This is a genomic window from Vibrio sp. QJM3NY_15, from assembly GCF_057785995.1.
This window is the reverse complement of sequence record NZ_CM173517.1, coordinates 3,076,032-3,100,203: the sequence shown is the minus strand read 5'-3', so window position 1 is coordinate 3,100,203 and position 24,172 is coordinate 3,076,032. Positions and strand designations below refer to the sequence as shown.

The 24,172-nt window shown below is 44.8% G+C and carries 24 protein-coding genes; 14 read left to right on the top strand and 10 right to left on the bottom strand.

Features of this window, described 5'->3' with window-relative positions:
• Window positions 1–3: 3 nt before the first annotated feature.
• The 7 genes from AC3CKG_RS13720 to luxS all read left to right on the top strand — a co-directional run bounded on the left by AC3CKG_RS13720 (window position 4) and on the right by luxS (window position 8,467).
• On the top strand, window positions 4–1,134 hold the full coding sequence (locus tag AC3CKG_RS13720) for a sodium ion-translocating decarboxylase subunit beta (RefSeq protein WP_004735495.1): 1,131 nt from the start codon (window positions 4–6) through the stop codon (window positions 1,132–1,134).
• 171 nt (window positions 1,135–1,305) lie between these two features.
• On the top strand, window positions 1,306–2,259 hold the full coding sequence (locus tag AC3CKG_RS13715) for an NADP-dependent oxidoreductase (protein WP_488528488.1): 954 nt from the start codon (window positions 1,306–1,308) through the stop codon (window positions 2,257–2,259).
• A gap of 6 nt (window positions 2,260–2,265) precedes the next feature.
• Window positions 2,266–2,727, top strand: coding sequence for a YqaA family protein (locus AC3CKG_RS13710; RefSeq protein ID WP_488528487.1), 462 nt, complete (start codon window positions 2,266–2,268; stop codon window positions 2,725–2,727).
• A gap of 9 nt (window positions 2,728–2,736) precedes the next feature.
• A complete protein-coding gene (locus tag AC3CKG_RS13705; RefSeq protein ID WP_488528486.1) occupies window positions 2,737–5,595 on the top strand; it encodes a M16 family metallopeptidase in 2,859 nt (952 codons plus the stop codon).
• A 99-nt stretch (window positions 5,596–5,694) separates the two neighbouring features.
• Window positions 5,695–7,263, top strand: a complete 1,569-nt coding sequence (gene gshA, locus AC3CKG_RS13700; protein ID WP_029223242.1) for a glutamate--cysteine ligase — start codon at window positions 5,695–5,697, stop codon at window positions 7,261–7,263.
• A 10-nt stretch (window positions 7,264–7,273) separates the two neighbouring features.
• The gene (locus AC3CKG_RS13695) at window positions 7,274–7,924 is read left to right on the top strand and encodes a transglycosylase SLT domain-containing protein (RefSeq protein ID WP_428781900.1); all 651 of its coding nucleotides are present in this window, start codon (window positions 7,274–7,276) and stop codon (window positions 7,922–7,924) included.
• A gap of 24 nt (window positions 7,925–7,948) precedes the next feature.
• Window positions 7,949–8,467, top strand: a complete 519-nt coding sequence (gene luxS, locus AC3CKG_RS13690) for an S-ribosylhomocysteine lyase (protein WP_017079953.1) — start codon at window positions 7,949–7,951, stop codon at window positions 8,465–8,467.
• 88 nt (window positions 8,468–8,555) lie between these two features.
• Here luxS and AC3CKG_RS13685 read toward each other — a convergent pair whose 3' ends face one another.
• On the bottom strand, window positions 8,556–9,827 hold the full coding sequence (locus AC3CKG_RS13685) for an HlyC/CorC family transporter (RefSeq protein ID WP_017108711.1): 1,272 nt from the start codon (window positions 9,825–9,827) through the stop codon (window positions 8,556–8,558).
• A 127-nt stretch (window positions 9,828–9,954) separates the two neighbouring features.
• Complete coding sequence (locus AC3CKG_RS13680; RefSeq protein ID WP_029223243.1) at window positions 9,955–10,749, bottom strand: cytochrome C assembly family protein; 795 nt, start codon at window positions 10,747–10,749, stop codon at window positions 9,955–9,957.
• Between the two features lie 200 nt (window positions 10,750–10,949).
• On the opposite strand from AC3CKG_RS13680, the gene ffh reads away from it, so the two are divergent.
• From ffh to rplS, 5 genes are all read left to right on the top strand, one after another.
• Window positions 10,950–12,344 carry a signal recognition particle protein gene (ffh, locus tag AC3CKG_RS13675; RefSeq protein WP_029223244.1) on the top strand — a complete coding sequence of 465 codons (1,395 nt, stop codon included), beginning with the start codon at window positions 10,950–10,952 and terminating at the stop codon, window positions 12,342–12,344.
• A gap of 212 nt (window positions 12,345–12,556) precedes the next feature.
• The gene (gene rpsP, locus AC3CKG_RS13670) at window positions 12,557–12,805 is read left to right on the top strand and encodes a 30S ribosomal protein S16 (protein WP_004735508.1); all 249 of its coding nucleotides are present in this window, start codon (window positions 12,557–12,559) and stop codon (window positions 12,803–12,805) included.
• Between the two features lie 26 nt (window positions 12,806–12,831).
• Window positions 12,832–13,386 carry a ribosome maturation factor RimM gene (gene rimM / locus AC3CKG_RS13665; RefSeq protein WP_009847609.1) on the top strand — a complete coding sequence of 185 codons (555 nt, stop codon included), beginning with the start codon at window positions 12,832–12,834 and terminating at the stop codon, window positions 13,384–13,386.
• Between the two features lie 26 nt (window positions 13,387–13,412).
• The gene (gene trmD / locus AC3CKG_RS13660; RefSeq protein WP_488528485.1) at window positions 13,413–14,153 is read left to right on the top strand and encodes a tRNA (guanosine(37)-N1)-methyltransferase TrmD; all 741 of its coding nucleotides are present in this window, start codon (window positions 13,413–13,415) and stop codon (window positions 14,151–14,153) included.
• 59 nt (window positions 14,154–14,212) lie between these two features.
• Window positions 14,213–14,566, top strand: a complete 354-nt coding sequence (rplS, locus tag AC3CKG_RS13655; protein WP_009847607.1) for a 50S ribosomal protein L19 — start codon at window positions 14,213–14,215, stop codon at window positions 14,564–14,566.
• Between the two features lie 530 nt (window positions 14,567–15,096).
• On the opposite strand, the gene yacG is transcribed toward rplS, so the two are convergent.
• The 8 genes from yacG to nadC all read right to left on the bottom strand — a co-directional run bounded on the left by yacG (window position 15,097) and on the right by nadC (window position 22,199).
• Window positions 15,097–15,294 (bottom strand): DNA gyrase inhibitor YacG, encoded by a 198-nt coding sequence (gene yacG / locus AC3CKG_RS13650; protein WP_017056605.1) that lies wholly within the window; start codon window positions 15,292–15,294, stop codon window positions 15,097–15,099.
• A gap of 81 nt (window positions 15,295–15,375) precedes the next feature.
• The gene (gene zapD, locus AC3CKG_RS13645; RefSeq protein ID WP_076672270.1) at window positions 15,376–16,116 is read right to left on the bottom strand and encodes a cell division protein ZapD; all 741 of its coding nucleotides are present in this window, start codon (window positions 16,114–16,116) and stop codon (window positions 15,376–15,378) included.
• Window positions 16,117–16,142: 26 nt separating this feature from the next.
• The gene (gene coaE / locus AC3CKG_RS13640) at window positions 16,143–16,757 is read right to left on the bottom strand and encodes a dephospho-CoA kinase (protein WP_065110801.1); all 615 of its coding nucleotides are present in this window, start codon (window positions 16,755–16,757) and stop codon (window positions 16,143–16,145) included.
• Between the two features lie 2 nt (window positions 16,758–16,759).
• Entirely contained in the window at window positions 16,760–17,629 is an 870-nt protein-coding gene (locus AC3CKG_RS13635; protein WP_488528484.1) for a prepilin peptidase, read from the bottom strand.
• 68 nt (window positions 17,630–17,697) lie between these two features.
• Window positions 17,698–18,927, bottom strand: coding sequence for a type II secretion system F family protein (locus AC3CKG_RS13630; protein ID WP_488528483.1), 1,230 nt, complete (start codon window positions 18,925–18,927; stop codon window positions 17,698–17,700).
• Window positions 18,928–18,941: 14 nt separating this feature from the next.
• Entirely contained in the window at window positions 18,942–20,627 is a 1,686-nt protein-coding gene (gene pilB / locus AC3CKG_RS13625) for a type IV-A pilus assembly ATPase PilB (protein WP_488528482.1), read from the bottom strand.
• Window positions 20,628–21,053, bottom strand: coding sequence for a pilin (locus tag AC3CKG_RS13620; protein WP_488528481.1), 426 nt, complete (start codon window positions 21,051–21,053; stop codon window positions 20,628–20,630).
• A 255-nt stretch (window positions 21,054–21,308) separates the two neighbouring features.
• The gene (gene nadC, locus AC3CKG_RS13615; RefSeq protein WP_017079961.1) at window positions 21,309–22,199 is read right to left on the bottom strand and encodes a carboxylating nicotinate-nucleotide diphosphorylase; all 891 of its coding nucleotides are present in this window, start codon (window positions 22,197–22,199) and stop codon (window positions 21,309–21,311) included.
• A gap of 83 nt (window positions 22,200–22,282) precedes the next feature.
• On the opposite strand from nadC, the gene ampD reads away from it, so the two are divergent.
• The gene (ampD, locus tag AC3CKG_RS13610) at window positions 22,283–22,882 is read left to right on the top strand and encodes a 1,6-anhydro-N-acetylmuramyl-L-alanine amidase AmpD (RefSeq protein WP_488528480.1); all 600 of its coding nucleotides are present in this window, start codon (window positions 22,283–22,285) and stop codon (window positions 22,880–22,882) included.
• Window positions 22,883–23,365: 483 nt separating this feature from the next.
• Window positions 23,366–24,127 (top strand): pyruvate dehydrogenase complex transcriptional repressor PdhR, encoded by a 762-nt coding sequence (gene pdhR / locus AC3CKG_RS13605; protein WP_009847596.1) that lies wholly within the window; start codon window positions 23,366–23,368, stop codon window positions 24,125–24,127.
• Window positions 24,128–24,172 lie beyond the last annotated feature (45 nt).

Sequence of the window (24,172 nt, the reverse complement as noted above, 5' to 3'; positions counted from 1 at the left end):
CCCATGGAAGGATTGATGACCTTATGGTCTGAAACAGGTATTGCTAACTTTGAGTTCGGCCAGATCTGTATGATGTTGGTCGGTTGCTTACTGTTGTTTTTGGCAATTCGCAAAGGATTTGAACCGTTACTTCTACTGCCGATTGGTTTTGGTGCCGTATTAGCAAACATTCCAAATGCTGGGTTTACTGATCCAGGTGGTTTGCTTTACTACGTTTACTACATTGGTATTGAAACGGGTATTTTCCCACTGCTGATCTTTATGGGTGTTGGTGCAATGACGGACTTCGGTGCGTTGATTGCTAACCCTAAAACGTTATGGTTAGGGGCTGCGGCTCAGTTTGGTATCTTCGCAACGCTATTTGGTGCGATCTTGCTGAACTATGTTCCAGGAATGGAATTCTCAATGGCCGATGCTTCGTCAATTGCGATTATTGGTGGTGCCGATGGCCCAACCGCGATCTTCTTGGCGAGTAAGTTATCTCCTGACCTATTAGGTGCCATTGCGGTAGCGGCTTATAGCTACATGGCGTTGGTTCCTATTATTCAGCCGCCAATCATGAAAGCGCTAACGACTCCTGAAGAACGCAAGATTAAGATGGCGCAGTTACGTCACGTCGGTAAAGCCGAGAAGATCCTTTTCCCGCTTGCTGTACTGCTGATGACGATTCTGTTCCTACCTTCAGCAACACCTTTAGTGGGTATGTTCTGCTTGGGTAACTTAATGCGTGAAGCGGGTGTAGTTGATCGCCTTTCAAAAACAGCTCAAAACGAACTGATTAACGTCGTAACTATTTTCCTAGGTCTAGGTGTTGGTTCTAAGCTTCAAGCGGATACGTTTTTGAACTTAGAGACACTGGGTATTCTAGGTTTAGGTGCCGTGGCGTTCAGTATCGGTACGGCGGGTGGCGTATTAATGGCTAAGCTACTTAATCGCTTCTCTAAAGAAGACATCAACCCACTGATTGGCGCAGCTGGTGTATCAGCGGTTCCTATGGCGGCTCGTGTTGTAAACAAGGTTGGTCTTGAGGCAAATCCTCAAAACTTCTTGTTGATGCATGCGATGGGCCCGAACGTGGCAGGTGTACTTGGTAGTGCGGTTGCCGCAGGTATTCTATTAGCACTAGTCGGCTAATGAACTGCTGGGTCATGTATCGTTACGTTAATTGGTCGTCAATTTACGAATGAGCGGTTAACTTCGCCTTATTAAATGGTTTATAGTCAAAGGGATGCTTTCGCATCCCTTTCTTTTTATCAATTAGGGTGTTTGCTCACTAGGGCTTTTATCAATCAAGGAAATGTGGAAATGGAAAACAAACAGATTGCGATTACTCAATTCGGCGGCGTCGAAAACCTAAGTATTCAAACCAACGTTATTCCTAAGCCAAAGGCGGGAGAAGTGCTGGTCAAAGTTTCCTTTTCGGGCATTAATCCGATTGATGTCAAAACCCGAGCTGGCCTTGGTTGGGCCGCAGCACAGAACAAAGATAATCTTCCTTGGGTACCTGGTTACGACATTTCAGGACAAATTGTCACGCTAGGCGAACAGGCAGAGCGTTTTACTGTTGGTGATAACGTAGCCGGCTTTATTGGCTTCCCATTGCAAGGTGGCGGTTACAGCCAATATGTATGTGTTCCAGAAGCGGCATTAAGTATGGTTCCCGATTCGGTCACTCTAGAAGCAGCAGCCGCATTACCATTAGCCAGCCAAACGGCAGCACAGGCACTCAATAAAGCGGAAGTGAAAGAGGGCGATCGTGTACTCATCTTAGCGGGTGCTGGCGGCGTTGGTCATCTAGCGGTTCAAATCGCCGTGGCAGCGAAAGCCGAGGTTTATACAACGTGTAGTGAAGCGAATCTTGATTACTTAGCAACGCTAGGCGCTCATGCGATTAACTATAAATTTGCACCAGCATCAGAAAGAGTATCCGATGTCGATGTGCTGATTGATTTGGTCGGTGGAGATACCGCTCTCGATGCATTGAAGTGTCTAAAAGATGGCGCAAGAGTCGTGACAGTCCCAACTTTATCTGCTGAATTGATCTGCGAAAAAGCAACATTATTAGGCTTTACTGCATCAGGTATGCTGGTTGAGCCAAACCCAGAGAAAATGGACACTATGCTGTATATGGTCAGTGTCGGATTACTCAAAACAGAAATTCAAGGTATCTACCAATTAGACGAAGCGCAATCAGCTCATCTACAGGTAGAAACTGGGCATACCAGAGGCAAGGTACTACTTAAAATGCAAGAAGGTTGATATGCAGTGCTAGAGTTTTTTAATTCTCTATTTGAAAACATAGCGCTGTGGTTCTCTGACTCGGCGCTGTGGGTACTCTTCATTAGTGGCTTCTTGAGTGCCACATTATTGCCCGGCGGTTCAGAAGCAAGCCTGGTTGCAGCATTGAGCTTAGATCAGTTCTCGACATCATCGATCATTCTTCTGGCGACACTTGGTAATACCTTAGGCGGCCTGACCAACTATTGGATTGGTTTGTGGTTGCCTAATCGAACTCAATCTGAAAAGCATGGTCATAAGGCTATGGCTTGGCTGATCCGCTATGGTTACTGGACACTGTTATTCAGTTGGTTACCCATCATTGGTGATCCTTTGTGTCTGGCTGCCGGTTGGCTGAGAATGAAATTTATCCCTAGCGTTATTTTGATAGCGATTGGCAAAGCCGCTCGCTACAGCTTACTTGCTGCTATCTACTTCGGTTTTTTCTAAGGAGAACCTATGAAAAAGGTTTTACTTGGTACATTTTCTCTTATCGCCATCGCTGGCTGTTCTTACAATGTACCTAGCTCAACACCCTTCTTTTCTTCGCTACCTGAAGGTGTCACCTTATTAGAAGAAGTTAAGCCTTCTAAAGATAAAGTCGTGATTCCGTATGCGAAATATCAGCTTGAAAATGGCTTGACCGTTATTCTTTCTCCTGATGATTCCGATCCACTGGTGCATGTTGATGTCACTTATCACGTAGGTTCTGCTCGTGAGCAGATTGGTAAGTCAGGCTTTGCTCACTTCTTTGAGCACATGATGTTCCAAGGTTCTGAAAACGTCGGTGACCAACAGCACTTCAAGATCATTACCGAGGCTGGTGGCTCGTTAAACGGCACCACCAACCGTGACCGCACCAACTACTTTGAAACCGTTCCATCTAACCAACTTGAGAAAATGCTGTGGCTGGAATCAGACCGCATGGGCTTCTTGTTGGATGCGGTTTCTCAGAAGAAATTTGAAGTTCAAAGAGGCACGGTTAAGAACGAGCGAGCTCAAAGCTACGAAAACCGTCCTTACGGCTTGATGTGGGAACGCATGGGTGAAGCGCTTTATCCTGAAGGCCACCCATACTCGTGGCAACCAATCGGTTATGTTGAAGACTTAGACCGCGTGGATGTGAATGATCTTAAAGCCTTCTTCCTACGCTGGTATGGCCCAAATAATGCGGTGTTGACTATCGGTGGTGATATCGATGTTGATGACACACTAGAGTGGGTTAACAAGTACTTTGGTCCAATCCCTCAAGGCCCTGAAGTTAAGGCTGCTGAGAAACAACCTGCGGTGCTGACTGAAGATAAGTACATCACCTTAAAAGATAATATTCGTCAGCCGATGGTACTGGTCGGTTGGCCAACAACATATCGTGGTGAAGAAACACAAGCTTCGTTAAATGCACTGTCTAACGTTTTAGGTTCTGGTACCAACAGTTACCTATACCAAAACTTGGTTAAGACGCAAAAAGCGGTGAGTGCAGGTTCATTCCATGACTGTGCAGAATTGGCTTGTACCATGTATGTTTATGCGATGGGCGACTCTGGTAAAAAAGGGGATTTGACGGTTCTTAACAAAGAGTTGATGGATACCTTAGAACAGTTCTCTAAAGAGGGTGTGGAACAAGAGCGCTTAGACCAAATCACCGGTATGGCTGAAGCGGATGCGGTTTTCGCTCTGCAAAGTGTCAAAGGGAAAGTTTCACAACTGGCTTCGAATCAGACCTTCTATGGTCAACCTGACCGTATTGAATCGCAACTCGATCAAATCCGAGCGGTAACACCCGAAAGCGTCAGTAAAGCCTACCAAGAATTTATTGAGGGTAAGCATAAGGTTACCTTGAGTGTTGTTCCTAAGAAGCAGCTCGATCTCGCGGTTCGTGAAGCTACATTCACCACTCCAGATCGCACGTTACCTGAATACGCTAAGGTCACTGAGGATCAGCTTGATTTCAGAAAAGCACCGAACACATTTGATCGCAGCGTGATGCCAGAAGTGAACTTTGGTGTTGAAGCGACCATGCCTGAGCTGTATCGCATGCACTTTGCGAATGGCACTGACTTGATTGGTACCGTGACCAGTGAAACGCCAACAGTACAGCTACAAATTCAACTGCCTGCAGGCGAACGCTATGTTCGTAAAGGGCAAGAAGGCTTAGCGAACTTAACGGCTTCTATGATGGAAGAAGGGTCGACGAAACGAACGGTTGAAGAGTTACAGGCGACCTTAGATAAGCTAGGTAGCAGTGTCAGCATTAGCGCTGGAAGTTATACCACGGATATCTCGATTTCAACGTTAGAGAAAAACCTGCCTCAAACCTTAGCGATCGTACAAGAGGTTCTGTTTGAGCCTAAGTTTGATGAGCAAGACTTCGAACGCGTGAAGAAGCAAATGCTTGAAGGTGTTGTCTATCAGCATCAACAACCAAGCTGGATGGCTTCTCAAGCAACCCGTGAAGTGCTATTTGGTGACAGTATTTTTGCTCGAGCCAGCGATGGTACGAAAGCGTCTCTATCGCAACTGACCTTAGATGATGTAAAAAAATTCTATGGTCAACATTACACACCAGAAGGTGCCAATATTGTTGTTGTGGGAGACATCTCGAAGAAAGAGGTGGGGAAACAGCTACAATTCTTTGAACAGTGGCAAGGCGATGCGGCACCACTAACGCGCCCGCAGATCATCAAAGAGCTTTCAGGACAGCATCTGTACTTAGTAGATAAACCAGGTGCGCCACAAAGTATTGTTCGTCTGGTGCGTAAAGGTCTACCTTTTGATGCGACGGGTGAGTTGTATTTGAGCCAGTTGGCTAACTTTAACTTAGCGGGTAACTTCAATAGCCGTATCAACCAGAATCTACGTGAGGACAAAGCCTACACTTACGGTGCGAGCGGTTACTTCGCGAGTACGCGTGAAACTGGTGCGGTAGTATTTAGTGCTCAAGTGAGAGCCAATGCGACGGTTCCATCGATTCAAGAGTTTATCTCTGAGCTAAATGAATTTAGTCAAAGTGGATTAACTGACGAAGAGGTGAAATTTATGCGCCTTGCCGTCGGTCAACAAGATGCGCTTAAATACGAAACACCAAGTCAAAAGGCTGGGTTGTTAAGTAATATTGTTGCGCTGAGCCTTGACGAAGATTACCTGCAACAACGTAATCAGATAGTTGAAACGGTCTCAAAAGAGACGTTAAACGAGCTATCTAAGAAATGGTTTGACCCGAATGATTATCAAATAATAGTTGTTGGCGACGCGGCTTCGCTTCGTCCTCAACTAGAAAAGTTAGATATTCCAATAGAAGAGCTTGAAATCATTCGTTAGAGTACACATTAAAGGGGGAGGGAAAAGACTCTATTTTTCTCCTCCGACCTAATTTATGATAGTTCTAATCAGAACGATATAAGATAAGTGAACTGAATTTTGACTGATTTTGCTGCGCGACTAAAGCAAGTTGCAACCAACCCTAAGACCTTCTCTCAATTTGGTCGTGGTGTTGAAAGGGAAACGTTACGCTACACGGAAGATGGGCATCTTGCGACTGGGCCGCACCCAAAGGCTTTGGGATCTGCGTTGATGAACGGATGGGTAACGACCGATTTTTCTGAGTCGCTACTGGAGTTTATTACGCCTGTTTCTAACGACGTTCCGACGCTTTTGAATCAGTTATCTGATATCCATCACTTCACACAAACCAAGTTAGATGGCGAAAAGATGTGGCCGCTTTCTATGCCTTGTTATGTAGGCAGTGAAGATTACATTCAGTTAGCGCAATACGGCACCTCTAACAACGGCAAGATGAAGACGCTATATCGTGAAGGCCTAAAACGTCGTTACGGCAGCCTGATGCAGATTATTTCAGGTGTTCACTTCAACTTCTCTTTCCCGGATAGTTTTTGGGATAGCCTGTTTGGAGAGCAAACCGAAGAAGCACGTTGTGAATCTAAGTCCGATGCTTACTTTGGTTTGATTCGTAATTACTACCGTTTTGGTTGGTTAATTCCTTATTTCTTCGGTGCTTCACCTGCACTATGTCCTTCTTTCATCAAAGGAAGAGAGACAAAGCTACCTTTTGAAAAGATTGGTGAGACGCTGTATCTACCAAAAGCAACGGCACTACGTCTGAGCGATCTTGGTTACACCAACAGTGCTCAAAGTGTATTGAAAATCGGCTTTAATAGCCTAGACCAGTACCTAGAGGGATTGAACCAAGCGATTCGTACTCCATCGGAAGAGTTTGCCGAAATCGGTACTAAAGTTGATGGTGAATACCGTCAGTTGAATAGTAATGTTCTTCAAATCGAGAACGAGCTTTATGCGCCAATTCGTCCTAAGCGTGTTGCTAAAAGTGGTGAGAAGCCATCTGAAGCACTAGCTCGTGCTGGTGTCGAGTACATCGAGGTTCGCTCTCTAGACGTAAACCCATTCAGCTCAATTGGTATCAATGAGCAACAAGTTCGCTTCTTAGATTTATTCCTAACTTGGAGTGTGTTAACCGACTCTGCTGAGATGGATAACTGCGAACTTGAATGCTGGCGCGATAACTGGAACAAGGTGATCTTAGAAGGTCGTCAGGTTGGTTTAGAGCTCAAAATTGGTTGTCATGGCGAAAGACTGTCTCTACAAGACTGGGCGAAGCGCGTCTTTAAAGACCTACGCTCTATTGCTGAGATGATGGACGCTGAACAAGGCGGCCGTGCATACCAAGAAACGTGTGATACGCTTGAAGCTTGGATCGATAACCCAGAATTAACGATTTCTGGTCAGCTACTTGAAGAGACCAAGAGATTAGGTGGTTTGGGTAAAGTTGGCTGCGCGCTAGGAAAAACCTACGCTCAACAACACAAAGCGCATCAATATAAAGTTTACTCAGCTGAGTTGATGGAAGCGGAAGTTCAGCGCTCAATGATCGCTCAACAACAAAGTGAAGAAGCAAGCACTCAAGATTTTGATAGCTTCTTAACGGATTATTTTTCGTATTTAAAAGCATAGCGAGACTTTGGTGGAAAGGAAGCAAGCCTTATTAGGCAAGCCTAAACGCGTAAGTGGAAAATGGTTGCCTGTAGTGACTGTTGGTGTTGTCTCTAGCCTATTGGTTGGATGTGCAACGCCACCGCCAAAGCAGCAAGATAACTTGTGCAGCATCTTCAGAGAGCACCCTTCGTGGTATGAAGATGCACTCGATATGCAAGAAGAGTGGGGCACGCCGATCAACGTAGCGATGGCTTTTGTGAAACAAGAGAGTAGCTATCGTCATGATGCGCGCCCGCCTAAAGATTACATTCTTGGCTTTATTCCGTGGGGCCGTGTGAGCAGTGCCTACGGTTATGCGCAAGCTCAAGACCCTGCTTGGGAAGACTTCCAAAAGGCGACGAATAACGGTGGCTCAAGAACCAGTTTTGATGATGCACTGATGTTCATCGGTTGGTACACCAGCGAAACGCGTCGTCAGTTAGGGGTTTCACTATGGGACCCATATAACCAGTACTTGGCTTATCATGAAGGTCGTGGTGGTTATAAGCGCAAGTCATACAATAGCAAACCATCGTTGATTAAGGTGGCGCGCAAAGTCGAGCAGCAAGCAAAAGATTATGGATGGCAGCTGAAACAGTGCCGTAAAGAACTAGAAGACAATAGAAGTTGGTTTTTCTAAAGCCAACCGTCACGGAGAATAGCAATGCCTTTATTAGATAGTTTCACTGTTGATCATACGCGCATGAACGCCCCTGCCGTTCGTGTAGCTAAAACAATGCAAACCCCAAAAGGGGATACCATCACGGTATTTGACCTGCGTTTTACGGCACCAAATAAAGATATCCTATCTGAAAAAGGTATCCATACTCTAGAGCACCTGTACGCAGGATTTATGCGTAATCAACTGAATGGTTCAGATGTGGAAATCATTGATATTTCACCGATGGGGTGCCGTACTGGTTTCTACATGAGCTTGATTGGTACGCCTTCAGAGCAGCAAGTGGCAGACGGTTGGTTAGCGGCTATGCAAGATGTGCTGAAAGTTGAGAATCAAAATAAGATCCCTGAGCTGAACGAATACCAATGTGGTACTGCGGCAATGCACTCTTTGGATGAAGCGAAAGATATCGCCAACGCGATCATCGCTGCTGGTATCTCTGTAAACAAAAATGATGAACTCGCACTGCCAGAGTCGATGCTTCAAGAGCTTAAAATCGACTAGTCATTGATAGCCACCCTAGATAGGGCGAGTTAGATACTAAAAGGCCCGGTTCAATGAACCGGGCCTTTTGTTTTTCGTCGAGTAGTGATTATCCGTTAGCGACCTGTGGAAATACACGTACTAGCTTGATGCGGTTTTCTTCGAGTTCAACGATTTCCATCGGATGGCTGGCAACCTCAACACTAAGGTGACTTTCTGGGATATCCTCTAGATGTTCTAATATCAGGCCATTGAGTGTTCTTGGACCGTCAGTAGGCAATGTCCATTGCAAACCTTTGTTGATATCTCGGATATTAGCGCTGCCTTCAATCAAGAAGCTACCATCGCTTTGCGGCGTGATCTCTTCAGATAAGCTCGGTGCGATAGAGGTCGTAAATTCGCCCACGATCTCTTCAAGAATATCTTCTAGCGTAACCAAACCATTGATATCGCCATATTCATCGACGATCAAACCAATACGTTGTTTGTTGCGTTGGAATTTAAGCAGTTGAATGTTGAGTGGCGTCGCTTCAGGAATAAAGTAGATTTCATCTGCGGCACGCAACAATGTCTCTTTATTGAATTCATTCTTTTCAAGCATCAAGCGATAAGCTTCACGCAGCCTCAGCATACCAACCACTTCATCTATTTGGTCACGATACAGAACTACACGACCATGAGGAGAGTGTGTGAGCTGACGGACGATAGACTTCCAATCATCATTGATGTCGATGCCGGTGATCTCATTACGTGGCACCATGATGTCGTTCACGGTGACGTGCTCTAAATCTAGAATCGACACCAACATATCTTGGTGACGCTGAGGTATCAGGGTTCCCGCTTCATTTACTACCGTTCTTAGCTCTTCGGAACTCAAATGGTCGGTCGCATCATGGCTGGCTTTGACACCTAAGATACGAATGAAGCCGTTAGTAATAAAGTTAACCAAGATAACCAGTGGCGACAGCACCTTCATCAGTATCATTAATAGAATACTGCTGGCGTAAGACACTCGTTCTGGGAAAAGTGAGGCGATGGTTTTTGGGGTAACCTCAGCAAATACGAGGATCACTAGGGTCAGGGCTCCGGTTGCGATTGCAACACCGATATCCCCATAGATACGCATACCAAGAATCGTAGCGATCGCAGATGCAAGAATGTTGACGAGATTGTTGCCGATGAGAATGAGGCCGATCAATCTGTCTGGGCGACTCAGAAGTTTTTCTACGCGTTTGGCACCTTTATGGCCCGTACTGGCTAAGTGCTTTAAACGGTAGCGGTTCAGGGACATCATGCCCGTTTCAGAACCAGAGAAATAACCTGAAATTACGATGAGACACGCGAGTAGCGCAAATAAGATACCCGTTGATATGTCGTCCAAAACTATTCTTTTCCTATTTGTGTATCTTGATTAATTTATGACCGAACATGGTCGAGATGTCAATTGAATCTAACGGACTCAATATTTTAAAGGCAAGGTGTGTGAGACCTTGCCTTTATTTTACAGACTAATTCAGGATGATTTCCTGAACGAAGCGGCTACCGAAGTAGGCTAGTGTGAGCATGCTGGCACCCGCAAGGGCGAACCAAGTGACTTTCTGTCCACGCCAACCTTTTTGATAATGACCCCAAAGAAGGATGGAGTAGATAACCCAAGCAATAAAAGACAACACAGCTTTGTGCGCCTTTCCTTGAGCAAACATATCTTGTACGAAGATAAGGCCAGTCAGCAAGGTACCGGTTAATAAACCATTACCGATAAGAATGATCTTGAAAAGTTGTCTTTCCACCATCATTAATGGAGGTAGGTTAGGGTTTATTACTAACGCTTTTTTCTTTTTAAGTTTGTGATCGAGCCACGCGAGTTGCAGAGCGTATAGCGCGCCGATAGTCAGTGTCGCGTATGAGAAGAGCGCCAAAGAGATGTGCACAAGCAGTTTTGGGTCATTCTCTAGATGTTTGATGAAAGTGCTCGGAAGAAAAGTGGCAGCCATCAAGTTAAGCGCAGCGAAGCTATAAACGACGGGCAAGATGAACCACAATCGGGTTTTGAGCATAGCACCGCTCATGACCAAAGAGATGATTAAACTGATCAATGAAGCAACGTTCAAGATACTGAGGTTTTGGCCACTGGCATTAAAGATTAAATCGCCAAGCAACCAAGCATGGAAAGCTAAAGCAAGTAATGCGCTGATAAACACCGTTTTTACACGGATTCCTGTTTGGTGCACGAGACCTGGAATGATCGTGGAAATCGCCATTGTATAAAGAAAGGCTGCTGCGATCGCAATAAGACTGTCCATGGTATCCATTTAAATGATTACTAATTGACGAATTATACCTTGCATCGCTCTTTGGGGCTATGGTGAACCTCACTCAATTCCAAGGGAACAATGTCTCACATCACAAGCGTGGATGATTAACGCTCTACAACGGGTATGACTCTAATCCACGCTAATGTATACTCACAGTAATAGTCGCAGGATTGAGCGAAGAGAAAACTATGTTTGATAATTTAACGGATCGTCTATCCAAAACGCTGAAGAATATCAGCGGTAAAGGTCGCCTGACCGAAGACAATATTAAAGAGACGCTGCGTGAAGTACGTATGGCGCTACTTGAAGCCGACGTTGCACTGCCAGTTGTCCGTGATTTTGTTAAGCGCGTAAAAGAAGGCGCTGTGGGTGTTGAGGTCTCTAAATCTCTAACACCTGGCCAAGAATTCATTAAGATCGTTCAAGCTGAACTTGAAGCTGTGATGGGCGAGTCTAACGAGGCTCTTGACCTAGCAGCACAACCGCCAGCAGTAATCTTAATGGCGGGTCTACAAGGTGCGGGTAAAACCACCTCGGTAGGTAAGTTATCTAAGCTCCTGACTGAGCGTGATAAGAAGAAAGTTTTGGTTGTGTCTGCCGACGTTTACCGTCCAGCGGCGATCAAACAGCTTGAAACCTTAGCAAGCGATGTTGGTGTCGACTTCTTCCCATCTTCAGCTGACCAAAAGCCTCTTGATATTGCAAACGCTGCAATCGACCATGCGAAGAAGAAATTCTACGACGTGCTAATTGTCGATACTGCCGGTCGTTTGGCTATCGATGAAGAGATGATGGGCGAGATCAAAGAGCTTCATACTGCAATTAACCCAGTAGAGACACTGTTTGTTGTTGATGCAATGACAGGTCAAGATGCTGCGAACACTGCAAAAGCCTTTGGCGATACGCTACCACTTACCGGTGTTATCTTAACGAAAGTGGACGGTGATGCGCGTGGTGGTGCTGCACTGTCTGTTCGTCATATCACAGGTAAACCGATTAAATTCTTGGGTGTTGGTGAGAAAACTGACGCACTAGAACCGTTCCACCCAGATCGTGTTGCTTCTCGTATCCTTGGTATGGGCGACGTACTGTCTCTTATTGAAGACCTACAGAAAAACGTTGATACCGAGAAAGCAGAGAAACTGGCTAAGAAGTTCAAAGAGAAGAAAGGCTTTGACCTTGAAGACTTCCGTGAACAGCTAGGACAAATGCAGAACATGGGCGGAATGATGGGCATGATGGATAAGCTTCCAGGCATGTCTCAGCTACCGGATAACGTAAAAGATAAAGTTGATGACAAGATGTTCAAGCAAATGGAAGCGATCATCAACTCTATGACAATGAAAGAGCGTCAGCGTCCTGACCTAATAAAAGGCTCACGCAAGAAGCGTATTGCTGCAGGTTCTGGCACTCAAGTACAAGATGTAAACCGTATGCTGAAGCAGTTCACTCAAATGCAGAAGATGATGAAGAAAATGCAGAAGGGTGGAATGAAAGGCATGATGCGCAACATGCAGGGCATGATGGGCGGCGGTGGAGGTATGGGCGGAATGGGTGGTGGTTTTAACCCGTTTGGTCGATAATCTACAAATGTAAGCTTTAGCTACGTTACTTTTCATAGTGTTAGCCGTGTCACAGAAAGTGTACGGCGGCTATGTTGGTGAAAAAATAGCTAAAGCCCTTGCATTGCACCGGAATAAGAGTAAAATTCCGGGGCTTTAATTTGGCACGAGACCCCAAGCTATTTACTTATACTTGGGGTTAATTATTTTATTAAGAAAGCAAAGAGGACGACATGGTAACCATTCGTTTGGCACGTCACGGTGCAAAGAAGCGCCCATTTTATCAAATCGTAGTTGCGGATAGCCGTAACTCTGTAACTGGCCGTTTCATCGAGAAAGTAGGTTTCTTTAACCCTACTGCTCAAGGTCAAGAAGAAGGTCTACGTCTAGACCTAGATCGTGTTAACCACTGGGTTGGTCAAGGCGCATCTCTATCTGACCGCGTAGCTAAGCTAGTTAAAGACGCTCAAAAAGCGGCTTAATTCTTTTTTAAAAAGAGAAATAGCTTATGTCGATGAAGGGTAAAGAAACGATGAGCGAGCAAAACGAAAGAATTGTTATGGGTAAACTTGGGTCTACCTATGGTATTCGTGGCTGGCTTAAAGTGTTCTCCTACACAGACAATGCTGAAAGCATATTTGATTACAGTCCTTGGTATTTAAAGCTAAAGGGCGAGTGGGTTGAGTATAAAGTTGAAAGCTGGAAACGTCATGGCCAAGGCTATGTATGTAAGCTAGCGGGATTAGATGTACGTGAAGACGCGCAACTGATGACCAACTTTGAAATTGCTATTGACCCTGCTTCATTACCTGAATTGTCAGAAGATGAATTCTACTGGCGCGAATTGTTCGGTATGCAAGTTTTTACCACTAAAGGTTACAACCTTGGTGAGGTCACTGACCTATTAGAAACTGGCTCGAACGATGTTCTAGTAATCAAAGCAAATCTTAAAGATGCTTTTGGCCAAAAGGAACGGTTAATCCCGTACCTTGAAGAGCAAGTGATCAAGAAAGTTGATCGCGAAGCTCGCCGGATCGAAGTTGACTGGGATCCTGGATTCTAACTCCAAATTACAGAGCGAGAGAACACATGTGGGTTGGCATTATTAGCCTTTTTCCTGAAATGTTCCGTTCTGTTACTGATTTTGGAGTAACAGGTCAAGCGGTTAAAAAAGGTCTTTTATCTATTGAGACATGGAATCCTCGTGATTTCACTCATGATAAACATCGCACTGTTGATGACAGACCTTACGGTGGTGGTCCTGGCATGTTAATGATGGTTCAGCCTTTGCGCGACGCTATCCAAACAGCCAAACAGGCAGCACCGGGAAAGACGAAGGTTATCTACCTTTCACCTCAAGGTCGTAAACTCGACCAGCAAGGTGTTGAAGAGCTGGCAACAAACGAGAACTTGCTTCTTATTTGTGGTCGCTATGAAGGGGTAGATGAGCGCATCATTCAATCTGAAGTCGACGAAGAATGGTCGATTGGAGATTTTGTGATGACGGGTGGTGAACTGCCAGCCATGACGTTGATTGATTCAGTCTCTCGGTTTGTTCCGGGTGTACTTGGAGATTTCGCATCAGCAGAAGAAGATTCTTTTGCAAATGGTTTGCTAGATTGTCCCCATTATACGCGCCCTGAGGTGCTAGACGATAAAGATGTACCTTTGGTACTCAAGTCTGGAAACCATAAGGACATTCGTCGCTGGCGATTGAAACAATCGTTGGGCCGAACTTGGCTAAGAAGACCAGAACTCCTGGAAAACCTAGCTCTGACTGACGAACAGGAACAATTACTGGCTGAATTCATTAAAGAGCAACGCTCTTAACGAAAAGCAAGCAGTAACCTATTAAATTTAGTATCAGTTTATTCTAGGAATTTATACAAATGAGCAACATCATCAAGGCTCTTGAAGAAGAGCAACTAAAATCAGACCTTCCTAAATTCGCACCAGGTGACACTGTTGTAGTTAAGGTTAAGGTAAAAGAAGGTGACCGTGAGCGTCTACAGGCTTTCGAAGGCGTTGTAATCGCTATTCGTAACCGTGGTCTACACTCTGCATTCACAGTTCGTAAGATCTCGAACGGTGAAGGCGTAGAGCGTGCGTTCCAAACTCACTCTCCAATGGTTGATAGCATCGAAGTTAAACGCCGTGGTGCAGTACGTCGTGCCAAGTTGTACTACCTACGTGAGCGTTCTGGTAAGTCAGCTCGTATTAAAGAGAAGCTTACTAAGAAGTAATTCTTTTTGCATTCTATCGATAAAAGCGGAGCCATTTGGCTCCGCTTTTTTGTACCTGCTATTTAGAGTTTTACAGGTAAGAGATCCCCAACTCGCTCGTTTCTCGCTCTTGGGGCGGATATCGAGAAGAGTGTCATGCGTGAGCATATCGTCGGAAATCTGCCTCAGAGCTAGGTATATGATTTAGTTCGAAACCATTAGATTCCCAACTCGTTCGTTCCTCACTCTTGATAATGACGAATGGTTAACCGGAATCTGGCATTGGATGATGAAGACTTATTGAGGTGGAGGTTCAGTAGGAAAGCTGTGGCTAATAGAATCCCGTAGGGACAATAACCGTCATTCCCTAGACTGACGAAGGAAGGAGTAAGGAATCTCTACTTATACCATTTACCGGCAATAAAAAAGGATTGACGCAAAACGTCAACCCTTCAAAATTTACTCGTTACTCGTTACTCGTTACTCGTTACTCGTTACTCGTTACTCGTTACTCGTTACTCGTTACTCGTTACTCGTTACTCGTTACTCGATTAATGCGGGTCTTCCGACCAACCATCGCTATCTGACATGTCTGGTGCGCCAGCGATGCTGTTCTCTTCGTCTGCCCATTCACCGAAATCAATCATCTGACATTGCTTGCTGCAAAACGGGCGATGTGGGCTTTGTTCGCCCCATTCAACGTCGGTATTACATTGAGGGCATTTTACGATGGTGATTTTTTTCGACATAGTGATTCTTAATTTGAAGGTGTAATAATACTGAGTTTAGGCTCGAGTGAGGACTCAAGCCAAACTATAAAAGGAAATTAATTAGGTGCAGATCGCCAATTCAAATTCGATATCTTGAGTACAGGCTTGGCCTGTTTCAAAGCTCATGAACTTAACTGCAAAACGGTTCTTATGACCTGAGATCATCGGGTAGGCGCCGTATTGCATTGGAATAGAAAGGCGAAGGATGTTTGCTTCATCAGCATCACTCTGGAAGAAGCCAGCACGAGCAATTTGCTCTTTAAAGTGACCAGTCTCTCTGGTGAGCTTTAACCACAGTGTCAGCGCTTCATACAGCGGTTGTAGGCTGTCCATCCATGTTTTGGCATCTCTCATTTTTTTATCGAGAGGCAGGTGCAGCCAATAATGCAGTGCGGGTAAATCAAAGCAGCACGAACCACCGGGTAAATTAAAGCGTTGACGAATCGCACTCAGGAAGCGGTCTTCTTTTAGGGATTGCCCAAAACGTTCGGCCTGCATCAGTTCGCGATAGATGTTGCCAATATCATTAAGTAATGACGTTAACATCTCTTGATCGACACCTTCAACATCTAACCAACTCTTGTAGGTTACACGCTGTTTCTCAATGTCTTTCGCCAGTTCACTCTTAAGCTGGATCTGTTCGAATATTTCAATCAGATCAAAGATTGAACGGAAAAAGAGTTGATACTGTTGAGCATCAGAAAATGTAGAAGACAGGTGGAGCTGCCTCAAGAGTGATTCAACTCTTAAGTAGATTCTTGTTTTCTCATTTAGAGGATGTTCAAATTTATGGGTGATCATCAAGCAAACCTTCATTCAACATAGTTCTATTCTGACCCATCTACTGTACTGATTGCCAGATACTTTTGATGTAAATCTGTGATTTGAGGCAAAAGTTCTTGGTTTTTAGTATGGTTTTTAATCACGTCATCTGCAACCGCCAAGCGCTGTTCTCTTGAAGCTTGTGATTTTAAAATTGCTGTAACCTGTTCTTTTGAAACATTGTCACGACTCATTGTGCGTTCTATTTGCACTTCTGTTGGCACATCAACGATTAAAACGCGATCGGCCATACCTTGCATTTGGTTTTCAACCAATAGCGGTGCGACTAATAAAGCATAAGGGGATGTGACTTTAGACAGGTCACTGTCAATTTTGTCGCGGATCATTGGGTGAAGCAGTTCATTGAGCCATTGTTTTTCTGTGGGATCAGTGAAGATCACTTCGCGCAGTTTAGCTCGGTTTAGCGCTCCATCTTCAAGCAATACCTCTTCACCAAAATGAGTAGCAATCTGTTTTAGACCTTCACTGCCCAATGCCACCACTTCGCGTGCCACGATATCAGCATCGACAATATCAATATTGAAATGCTCATGGAATAGGTTGGCTACCGTGGTTTTGCCACTGGCGATCCCACCACTTAATCCGATAATGATTGCCATGATTAAATCCCTAGCACAGAAGTGAAATACCAACCCATGATGTCATTGCCCCACAATAGGCTTACCCAACCAGCAATCGCGAGGTATGGGCCAAATGGGAAGGCTTTATCTATGCCTTGTTGTTTCAAGCGAAGTTGAATCAAGCCGAAAACCAAACCGACCAGCGACGACAAAAGAATGATCATTGGTAGGTGTTGCCAGCCAAGCCATGCACCAAGCGCAGCCAGAAGTTTGAAATCACCATAACCCATGCCTTCTTTGCCTGTTAGTAGCTTGAACAGCCAATAAACCGACCACAAGGCTAGGTAGCCAGCCATTGCACCAATCACTGAATCTTGAAGCGATACTGGACTGACGTTAAACAGAGCTAAAGCGATACCAGACCAAACTAAAGGTAAGGTGATTTGATCAGGGAGCAGCATGGTATCGAGATCGATAAAGGTTGCGGTAATCAACGCAAACGTGAAAAAGATCAGAGCGTTGGCGTAATAACTGAAACCAAAATGGCTAGCGACTACGGTACAAAGGATTGCGGTAAGCAGTTCGACCAAAGGGTAGCGAGCACTGATTGGGTTAGCACAGCTATGGCATTTGCCTTTTAAGAACAACCAGCTTAATACCGGAATATTGTCGATTACCCTTAATTGGGTTTTGCATTTTGGGCAGGTAGAGCGAGGAATGCTGAGATTAAACTTTCCCTCTGGCGCTGGAATTTTATATTGAGAGAAATACTCCGAGCACTCTTGCTGCCATTCTCGTTCCATCATAATCGGTAAACGGTGTATGACGACGTTGAGAAAACTGCCGATAAGAAGGCTAAAAATGAAAGCTAATACGGGGAATAGCCAAGGATAGTAGTGAAATACTTCCATAGTGTCCTTTTACCACTTGATCTATATGAGTAGAGATTGGCTACTCATGGGTGTTTAGTTGCTTTTGGCTATCCTAACACACTCATAAGATTAAAGATCGGTAAGTACATCGCGACAACAAGGCCACCAACAACCGTACCCAAAAAGACAATAATCAGCGGTTCGAGAATTTTACCTAGATTATCGACGGTGTTGTCTACTTCGAACTCGTAAATGGAAGCGATTTTATTGAGCATATCATCGAGGTTTCCTGACTCTTCTCCAATCATCACCATCTGTAAAACCATCTCAGGAAAGGCGTTGGTATTGCGCATTGCAATGTACATCGGCATGCCTGCGGCAGTCTCACGGTGAACCTCGATGATTGCCGCTTCATAATGCAGATTACCCGCCGTTTTCGCTGTGGTTTTTAGGCTCGTTAAGATGGGAATCCCAGAACTAAAACTGGTTGAGAGCGTCCGGCTGAACTTTGCAATTGATGCCTTAGTGATGACAGCACCCAAGATAGGAAAGCGTAAACCAAGACGACTGGTTGAAAGTCGAATCGAGTAAGATCTTTGACGTAATTGCTGAATAGATAGAATTAATAAACCAATACCGATAGCAGTATAGAAACTGTAGGCCTGCATCCAATGGGAAAGATAAAGCACTTGTTGAGTGAACCAAGGTAAGTCTGCGCCGAAACCAGAAAACATAGATTCAAATTCAGGGATGACCATGGTCAGCATTAAATAGGAAACGGTAAGGGCGACCGCTACAACCATTGCTGGGTAGATGAGAGCCTTTATAACCTTAGACTTTAGTTGCTCACTCTTTTCACGGTATGTCGCTAAACGTTCAAACACTTGCGCTAGGTTTCCTGAGAGTTCTCCCGTCGCAACTAAGTCGGTATACAGTTCATCAAAGTGACGGCTTGCGGTGCGCATGGCTTTTGAAATCGGAGTGCCTGCTTCCACGCCTTTACAGATGTGCGACAAGATAGACTTCATTTCAGCTTTGCGATGGTTGTCTGAGACTAACTTGATGGCCTGCACGATAGGGACACCGGTTGCCAACATCGTCGCGAGCTGTCGAGTCAGTACTGTTATGTCTTTGGCCTTAACTCGGTGCGTTAAACGAGTCAGTGCTGAGATGCTCTTCTTTTTGATTTTCTTTATTTGGATATGCTGGTCTTTGAGCTTTTCTCGTACCTCTAATTCCGTTAAGGCTAAGGTCTGCCCTGATACTTTCTTTCCGGAGCTGTTTATTCCCTTCCAATGGTAGTTTTTTAGTTGTGATTGTTTGTTTTTACTACTCATTTTCGCTCCGTGAATTATAGGTACAGAACACGTTGTAGTTCTTGGTAGCTGGTGGTGCCTTCCAGCAATTTATCTAGTCCTGATTCTTGCAGTGTTCGCATGCCTTCTCGGCGCGCCAAGTTTTCAATAGTTAACGCATTCGGTTTGTCGATCAGGCTGCTTTTCAGTTGGTCGCTAAACGGCATAACTTCATAGATGCCCACTCGCCCAGAGTATCCCTGATTACACTCATTACACCCCTGAGGATTGGCTTTGTAGATCGTTTGATTGTTAGGGATAGAGTGACGCAGAAATATGTCCGGAGAGTCGTCAGCGGCTTTACAGTGGTTGCATAGTCGTCTTGCCAGTCGTTGGGCGATAATCAGGCTTAATGATGAAGCAAGATTAAAGGGTTCAATGCCCATATGAGCGAGTCGAGTCACGGTTTCTGCGGCGGAGTTGGTGTGGAGGGTTGAAAGCACTAGGTGTCCGGTTTGCGATGCTTTGATCGCGATCTCTGCGGTTTCTAAATCGCGGATCTCCCCGACCATTACCACATCGGGGTCTTGTCGTAAAAATGATCGCAATGCTTCAGCAAACCCAAAACCGATTTTGGGTGCGACTTGAACTTGATTGATACCATATAGATTGATCTCGACCGGATCTTCGGCTGTTGAGATGTTGCGCTCAGTGGTGTTAAGCACTCGAAGGCCTGTGTAGAGAGAAACGGTTTTACCACTGCCTGTTGGGCCTGTCATTAAGATCATCCCTTGCGGGCGTTTCAATGCATTGAGATAGAGTGCTTTTTGATCTTCGCTGTAACCTAACTTATCGATATCTAAATTGGCAGCGCTGCTGTCTAGAAGGCGCAGTACGATCTTTTCTCCCCACAATGTCGGTAGCGTCGATACTCGCATATCGATCGAGAGTTGATCGTTTAACCGCAATTTAATACGACCATCTTGAGGCAAGCGGCGTTCGGCGATATCAAGTTTGGCGAGGATCTTTAAACGAGCCGATAAACGGCGACTTAGGTGGGAAGCGGGCTGTTGTATTTCAACAAGGATGCCATCGCAACGTAAGCGGACACGATAGTTTTCTTCATAAGGTTCGAAGTGGATATCGGAAGCGCCTTTACGCACCGCATCAACCAGTATTTGATTGATAAAACGGCTGACAGGGGAGTCGTCTTGGCTGAGGTCTTCAATTGAAGTCATCTCATCGTCAGAGACTTCAACTAGGTTGGCGAGTTCATCTTGGGTGATCTCTTTACGCTTGGAGTCTTGCCCAGAAATAGAGCGTCCATACAGCTTTCGTATTGCGCCTTCTAGTTCAGAGTAGTTAGCGACAACTAATTCGATCTGTAATCCCGTGGCAAAGCGGAAATCGTCTTCAGCCTGTAAGTCGGTTGGGTCGGCCGAGGCGAGTGTAAGATTTGAGCTAGAAACTGAAATTGGAATAGCGCGATACTTGGTGATCAGTTCGCGAAGCCCTAATTGTTCGCATAAAGCTTCATAGTCTGTATTGGCGAGTCGTACCAACTGCAAGCCGAAGATGGTCTGAATGTTATGTGCGAGACTCTCGCCGGTGAAGATGTCTAGAACGAGCAAAGCTTCAGGCGTAGAGACACCTGAAGCATGTACATGTTCCGCAACGGTTTGCTCTTGACTCAGGCTAAGGAATCCTGCCTGACGAAGAACGGTTGGGAGGTTGGTTAGCACTTATGAGCAACTATCAATTGTTGGTAAGCTACTTACGCCACCAGAGACTACAGCACATGTCCAGCCAGTGTCGGTTCTAGAGTATGTGATGTAGGCGTTGGATATCGCACTTTTTGAACCGAACAAGAATTTAATATCGTTGTCGGTTGGTACACTAATAGTTCCTAATACATTAGAACCTGCGGAGATGCCCAAATCACCTAAATCAGTGTTAGCTGCTAATTTCCCTTTTTCTTGATAGGTTAGTTCTGCCGGCGTGAGTAAAGCTTTCATAGTTGCTACTGCTGCTGCAACTTCACTTTTTGCTACGTAATCTTTGTATGCGGGTATCGCGATCGCTGATAGAGCGCCAATAATCGCCACTACAATCATCAATTCAATCAGCGTGAAACCTTTCTGATTTGTTCTTTTACTTTTGTTATTCATTGTTCTATTCCATTATTTAGTTTGTTTCAGTGCAGGCACTGGTTGATTGAGAGAATAGAAGTCGGAATAGGCAAGTGGAATGGTATTCAAGTGTGGTCGCGAGTGGTTTCGTATTTATTAGTGTGGTGTTTCATATGGCACGCAAATTTATGCGATCAACTTAAATAAGTGATTGAAATACTGATAAATTAGGCAATAAAAAAGGCACGGTAGTTAACAGTGCCTTTATGAATAAGTTATTTATATTTCAATAGATTAAGCTTTGAATCTCATTGATAAATCCATCGCTTTTAAGTGCTTAGTGAGTGCACCAACAGAGATGTAATCAACGCCCGTTTCAGCGAATTCTGCGATCGTGTCTAAAGTAACGTTACCTGAGTTTTCTAATGCTGCACGGCCAGCGTTGATCTTAACCGCTTCACGCATCATGTCTGTGGTGAAGTTGTCTAGCATAATGATGTCTGCGCCAGCACTGATCGCTTGCTCTAGCTCTGCTAGGCTCTCTGTTTCTACTTCTACAGGTTTACCTGGATTAAGCTCTTTTGCTGTCGAGATCGCTTTCTCAATACCACCACATGCGATGATGTGGTTTTCTTTGATTAGGTAAGCATCAAAAACGCCAATACGGTGGTTGAAACCGCCACCACAAGCAACAGCGTATTTTAGTGCGCTGCGAAGGCCTGGAATTGTTTTACGCGTGTCTAACAGGCGGCATTCTGTGTGCTTAACTTTGTCTGCGTAGATCGCTGTTGTAGTCGCACAACCCGATAGCGTTTGAATAAAGTTCATTGCATTACGCTCACCGGTTAACAGTGCACGAGCTGGACCCGTTAATGAGCAAAGCGTTTGGTTTGGTTCAACTTTGTCGCCATCTTCTACGTTCCACTCGATAGTGACTTCACCACCCAACTGTTTAAACACTTCATCAGCCCAAGCTTTACCGCAGAACACACCGTGCTCACGCGTAATGATGGTTGCGCTGTTGATTGCGTCTGCTGGGATTAGACTTGCCGTGATATCAGCCGCTGGATCTAACGTTCCGCCTAGATCTTCTTTGATGGTCTCAGCCACTGAGCGAGTGATCTCTAGCGGCAGTTGCTCTTTTAAGTAATCAAGGCGTTGGTGGCTGTTATGTGTGTTTTTCATCGCAAATCTAATCTTGAAAGGGAGTGGGAATGGAATGATACTCTTGCTTAACTTCAAATTAAAGAGGCTAGCGCGACTGCTCTATGGGCAAGGTCACATCTTATTATGCTAGCAGAAAAGAAAGTGAGACTAAGATGACGATCAGCTCCAACGGATGGTACGACAACGCTCGGCATGTTCCTTCCCCTTATTTTGATGTAAGGCCAAAGGGGGGCGATATCTCTTTGCTGGTGGTCCACAACATCAGTTTACCACCGGGTCAATTTGGTGGGCCTTACATCGAACAGTTTTTTACGGGAAAACTCGACCCCGCTGATCATCCATTTTTTAAGGTGATTCACCAAATGGGCGTCTCGGCACATTGCTTGATTCGTCGCGATGGGGAAGTGGTGCAGTTCGTTTCTTTCTTAGATCGAGCTTGGCATGCGGGTCAATCGAGCTTCGCTGGCCGTGAAAGATGTAATGACTACTCTATTGGCATTGAATTGGAAGGCAGTGACTTTGTTGCTTATACCGAGCAGCAATATCAATCTTTGACTCAATTGACGAATACATTGATGTCGACGTTCCCGCAGATTACGCGTCAGCGTATCACTGGCCATCAATACATCGCCCCGCTACGAAAAACTGACCCCGGTTTGGTTTTTGATTGGAAGAAATATCAAGGTCAACTGAGCTTATAAATTCGAATTCATAATAAGGCTTTGCTCATTGAAGGGCTCTAGATAATCAATGATGAGCATAACTGTTTGTGAATTTTTGTTGTGCTTTTGTAAAGGAAGTGGTCGGGCGGTGAGCATCAATAAATCGAGAGTGTGACGAGCTTATCAAACGCTCTAATGTTAAGACTTATGAACAGGATTTCTGCCTCTAATGTGCACTTGGTTCGATTTTTAATCAAGTGGCGCTAATCTTTCTGAAACAATTCATTTTTATCCTGAAACTTTCTAGCACGAATACTCCCCAAAAGTATTACCCCTGTAAATGGTAAGACCAATTTGGTTGCTGTTTTAAATTTCATTTGTTAAATCGTGGTTAATTCACACTGCGTTCTATGATGCAGGTCAACTTTAGACTGGACAGTGGCGTTTTAATTATGTTAATTTCTGCCCAACTTAAAATTGGTATTACCAATTGTCAGCGAAGAAAAAGAAGAACAACAAACTATGGCTTATCAAAGGATTCGTCAGCCAAAACTCTCGGACGTTATCGAACAAGAGTTAGAAAGGTTGATAGTGGAAGGAACACTGGCTCCAGGGCAGCAGCTGCCGCCTGAGCGCGAACTGGCGAAACAGTTCGATGTGTCTCGTCCTTCAATCCGAGAAGCGATACAACGTTTAGAAGCAAAACGCTTGCTTACTCGCCGTCAAGGTGGAGGTACGTTTGTTAGTGAAAATATCTGGAAAAGCTTTTCAGATCCTTTGCTTAATTTGTTGTCCTCCCATTCTGAAACCCAACTAGACTTGTTGGAATCGCGTCATGCGATGGAAGGGATTTCGGCTTACTTCGCGGCATTGCGTGGCACTGATGAAGACTTTGCTCGAATTCAAGCATGCCAAGAAAAAATTCGCGGTGCGCAAGATAAAGGTGATATTGAAGCCGAATCTGCAGCGGTGATGGCTTTTCTTATTGCTTTAACAGAGGCAGCACACAATGTGGTGTTATTGCACATTGTTCGTAGCTTGGCTCCGTTACTCGAACAAAACGTCTTAGAAAATTTAAAGCTGTTGCATCGTCGTAAAGACGTTGTGGAGAAAGTGAGTATACATCGAGCTAACATTGTGGATGCGATCGTTTCAGGACAGCCAGAACAGGCTCGTGAAATGTCACACTCTCATTTAGCTTACATCGAAGAAACATTGATGGATTTGACCAAAGAAGAATCGCGCCGCGAACGTTCTTTACGTCGAATCCAACAGGGTAAATAGCCGTAATACTTCGGCTTTTTACGTGTTTAGTAGAATCCAACTAAC

Excerpts from the sequence above, each read along its gene's own strand:
- AC3CKG_RS13720 (WP_004735495.1), top strand. The coding sequence starts at position 4 with ATGGAAGGATTGATGACCTTATGGTCTGAAACAGGTATTGCTAACTTT.
- AC3CKG_RS13715 (WP_488528488.1), top strand. The coding sequence starts at position 1,306 with ATGGAAAACAAACAGATTGCGATTACTCAATTCGGCGGCGTCGAAAAC.
- AC3CKG_RS13705 (WP_488528486.1), top strand. The coding sequence starts at position 2,737 with ATGAAAAAGGTTTTACTTGGTACATTTTCTCTTATCGCCATCGCTGGC.
- luxS (WP_017079953.1), top strand. The coding sequence starts at position 7,949 with ATGCCTTTATTAGATAGTTTCACTGTTGATCATACGCGCATGAACGCC.
- AC3CKG_RS13680 (WP_029223243.1), bottom strand. The coding sequence starts at position 10,749 with ATGGACAGTCTTATTGCGATCGCAGCAGCCTTTCTTTATACAATGGCG.
- ffh (WP_029223244.1), top strand. The coding sequence starts at position 10,950 with ATGTTTGATAATTTAACGGATCGTCTATCCAAAACGCTGAAGAATATC.
- rpsP (WP_004735508.1), top strand. The coding sequence starts at position 12,557 with ATGGTAACCATTCGTTTGGCACGTCACGGTGCAAAGAAGCGCCCATTT.
- rimM (WP_009847609.1), top strand. The coding sequence starts at position 12,832 with ATGTCGATGAAGGGTAAAGAAACGATGAGCGAGCAAAACGAAAGAATT.
- trmD (WP_488528485.1), top strand. The coding sequence starts at position 13,413 with ATGTGGGTTGGCATTATTAGCCTTTTTCCTGAAATGTTCCGTTCTGTT.
- rplS (WP_009847607.1), top strand. The coding sequence starts at position 14,213 with ATGAGCAACATCATCAAGGCTCTTGAAGAAGAGCAACTAAAATCAGAC.
- yacG (WP_017056605.1), bottom strand. The coding sequence starts at position 15,294 with ATGTCGAAAAAAATCACCATCGTAAAATGCCCTCAATGTAATACCGAC.
- zapD (WP_076672270.1), bottom strand. The coding sequence starts at position 16,116 with ATGATCACCCATAAATTTGAACATCCTCTAAATGAGAAAACAAGAATC.
- coaE (WP_065110801.1), bottom strand. The coding sequence starts at position 16,757 with ATGGCAATCATTATCGGATTAAGTGGTGGGATCGCCAGTGGCAAAACC.
- AC3CKG_RS13635 (WP_488528484.1), bottom strand. The coding sequence starts at position 17,629 with ATGGAAGTATTTCACTACTATCCTTGGCTATTCCCCGTATTAGCTTTC.
- AC3CKG_RS13630 (WP_488528483.1), bottom strand. The coding sequence starts at position 18,927 with ATGAGTAGTAAAAACAAACAATCACAACTAAAAAACTACCATTGGAAG.
- AC3CKG_RS13620 (WP_488528481.1), bottom strand. The coding sequence starts at position 21,053 with ATGAATAACAAAAGTAAAAGAACAAATCAGAAAGGTTTCACGCTGATT.
- nadC (WP_017079961.1), bottom strand. The coding sequence starts at position 22,199 with ATGAAAAACACACATAACAGCCACCAACGCCTTGATTACTTAAAAGAG.
- ampD (WP_488528480.1), top strand. The coding sequence starts at position 22,283 with ATGGGCAAGGTCACATCTTATTATGCTAGCAGAAAAGAAAGTGAGACT.
- pdhR (WP_009847596.1), top strand. The coding sequence starts at position 23,366 with ATGGCTTATCAAAGGATTCGTCAGCCAAAACTCTCGGACGTTATCGAA.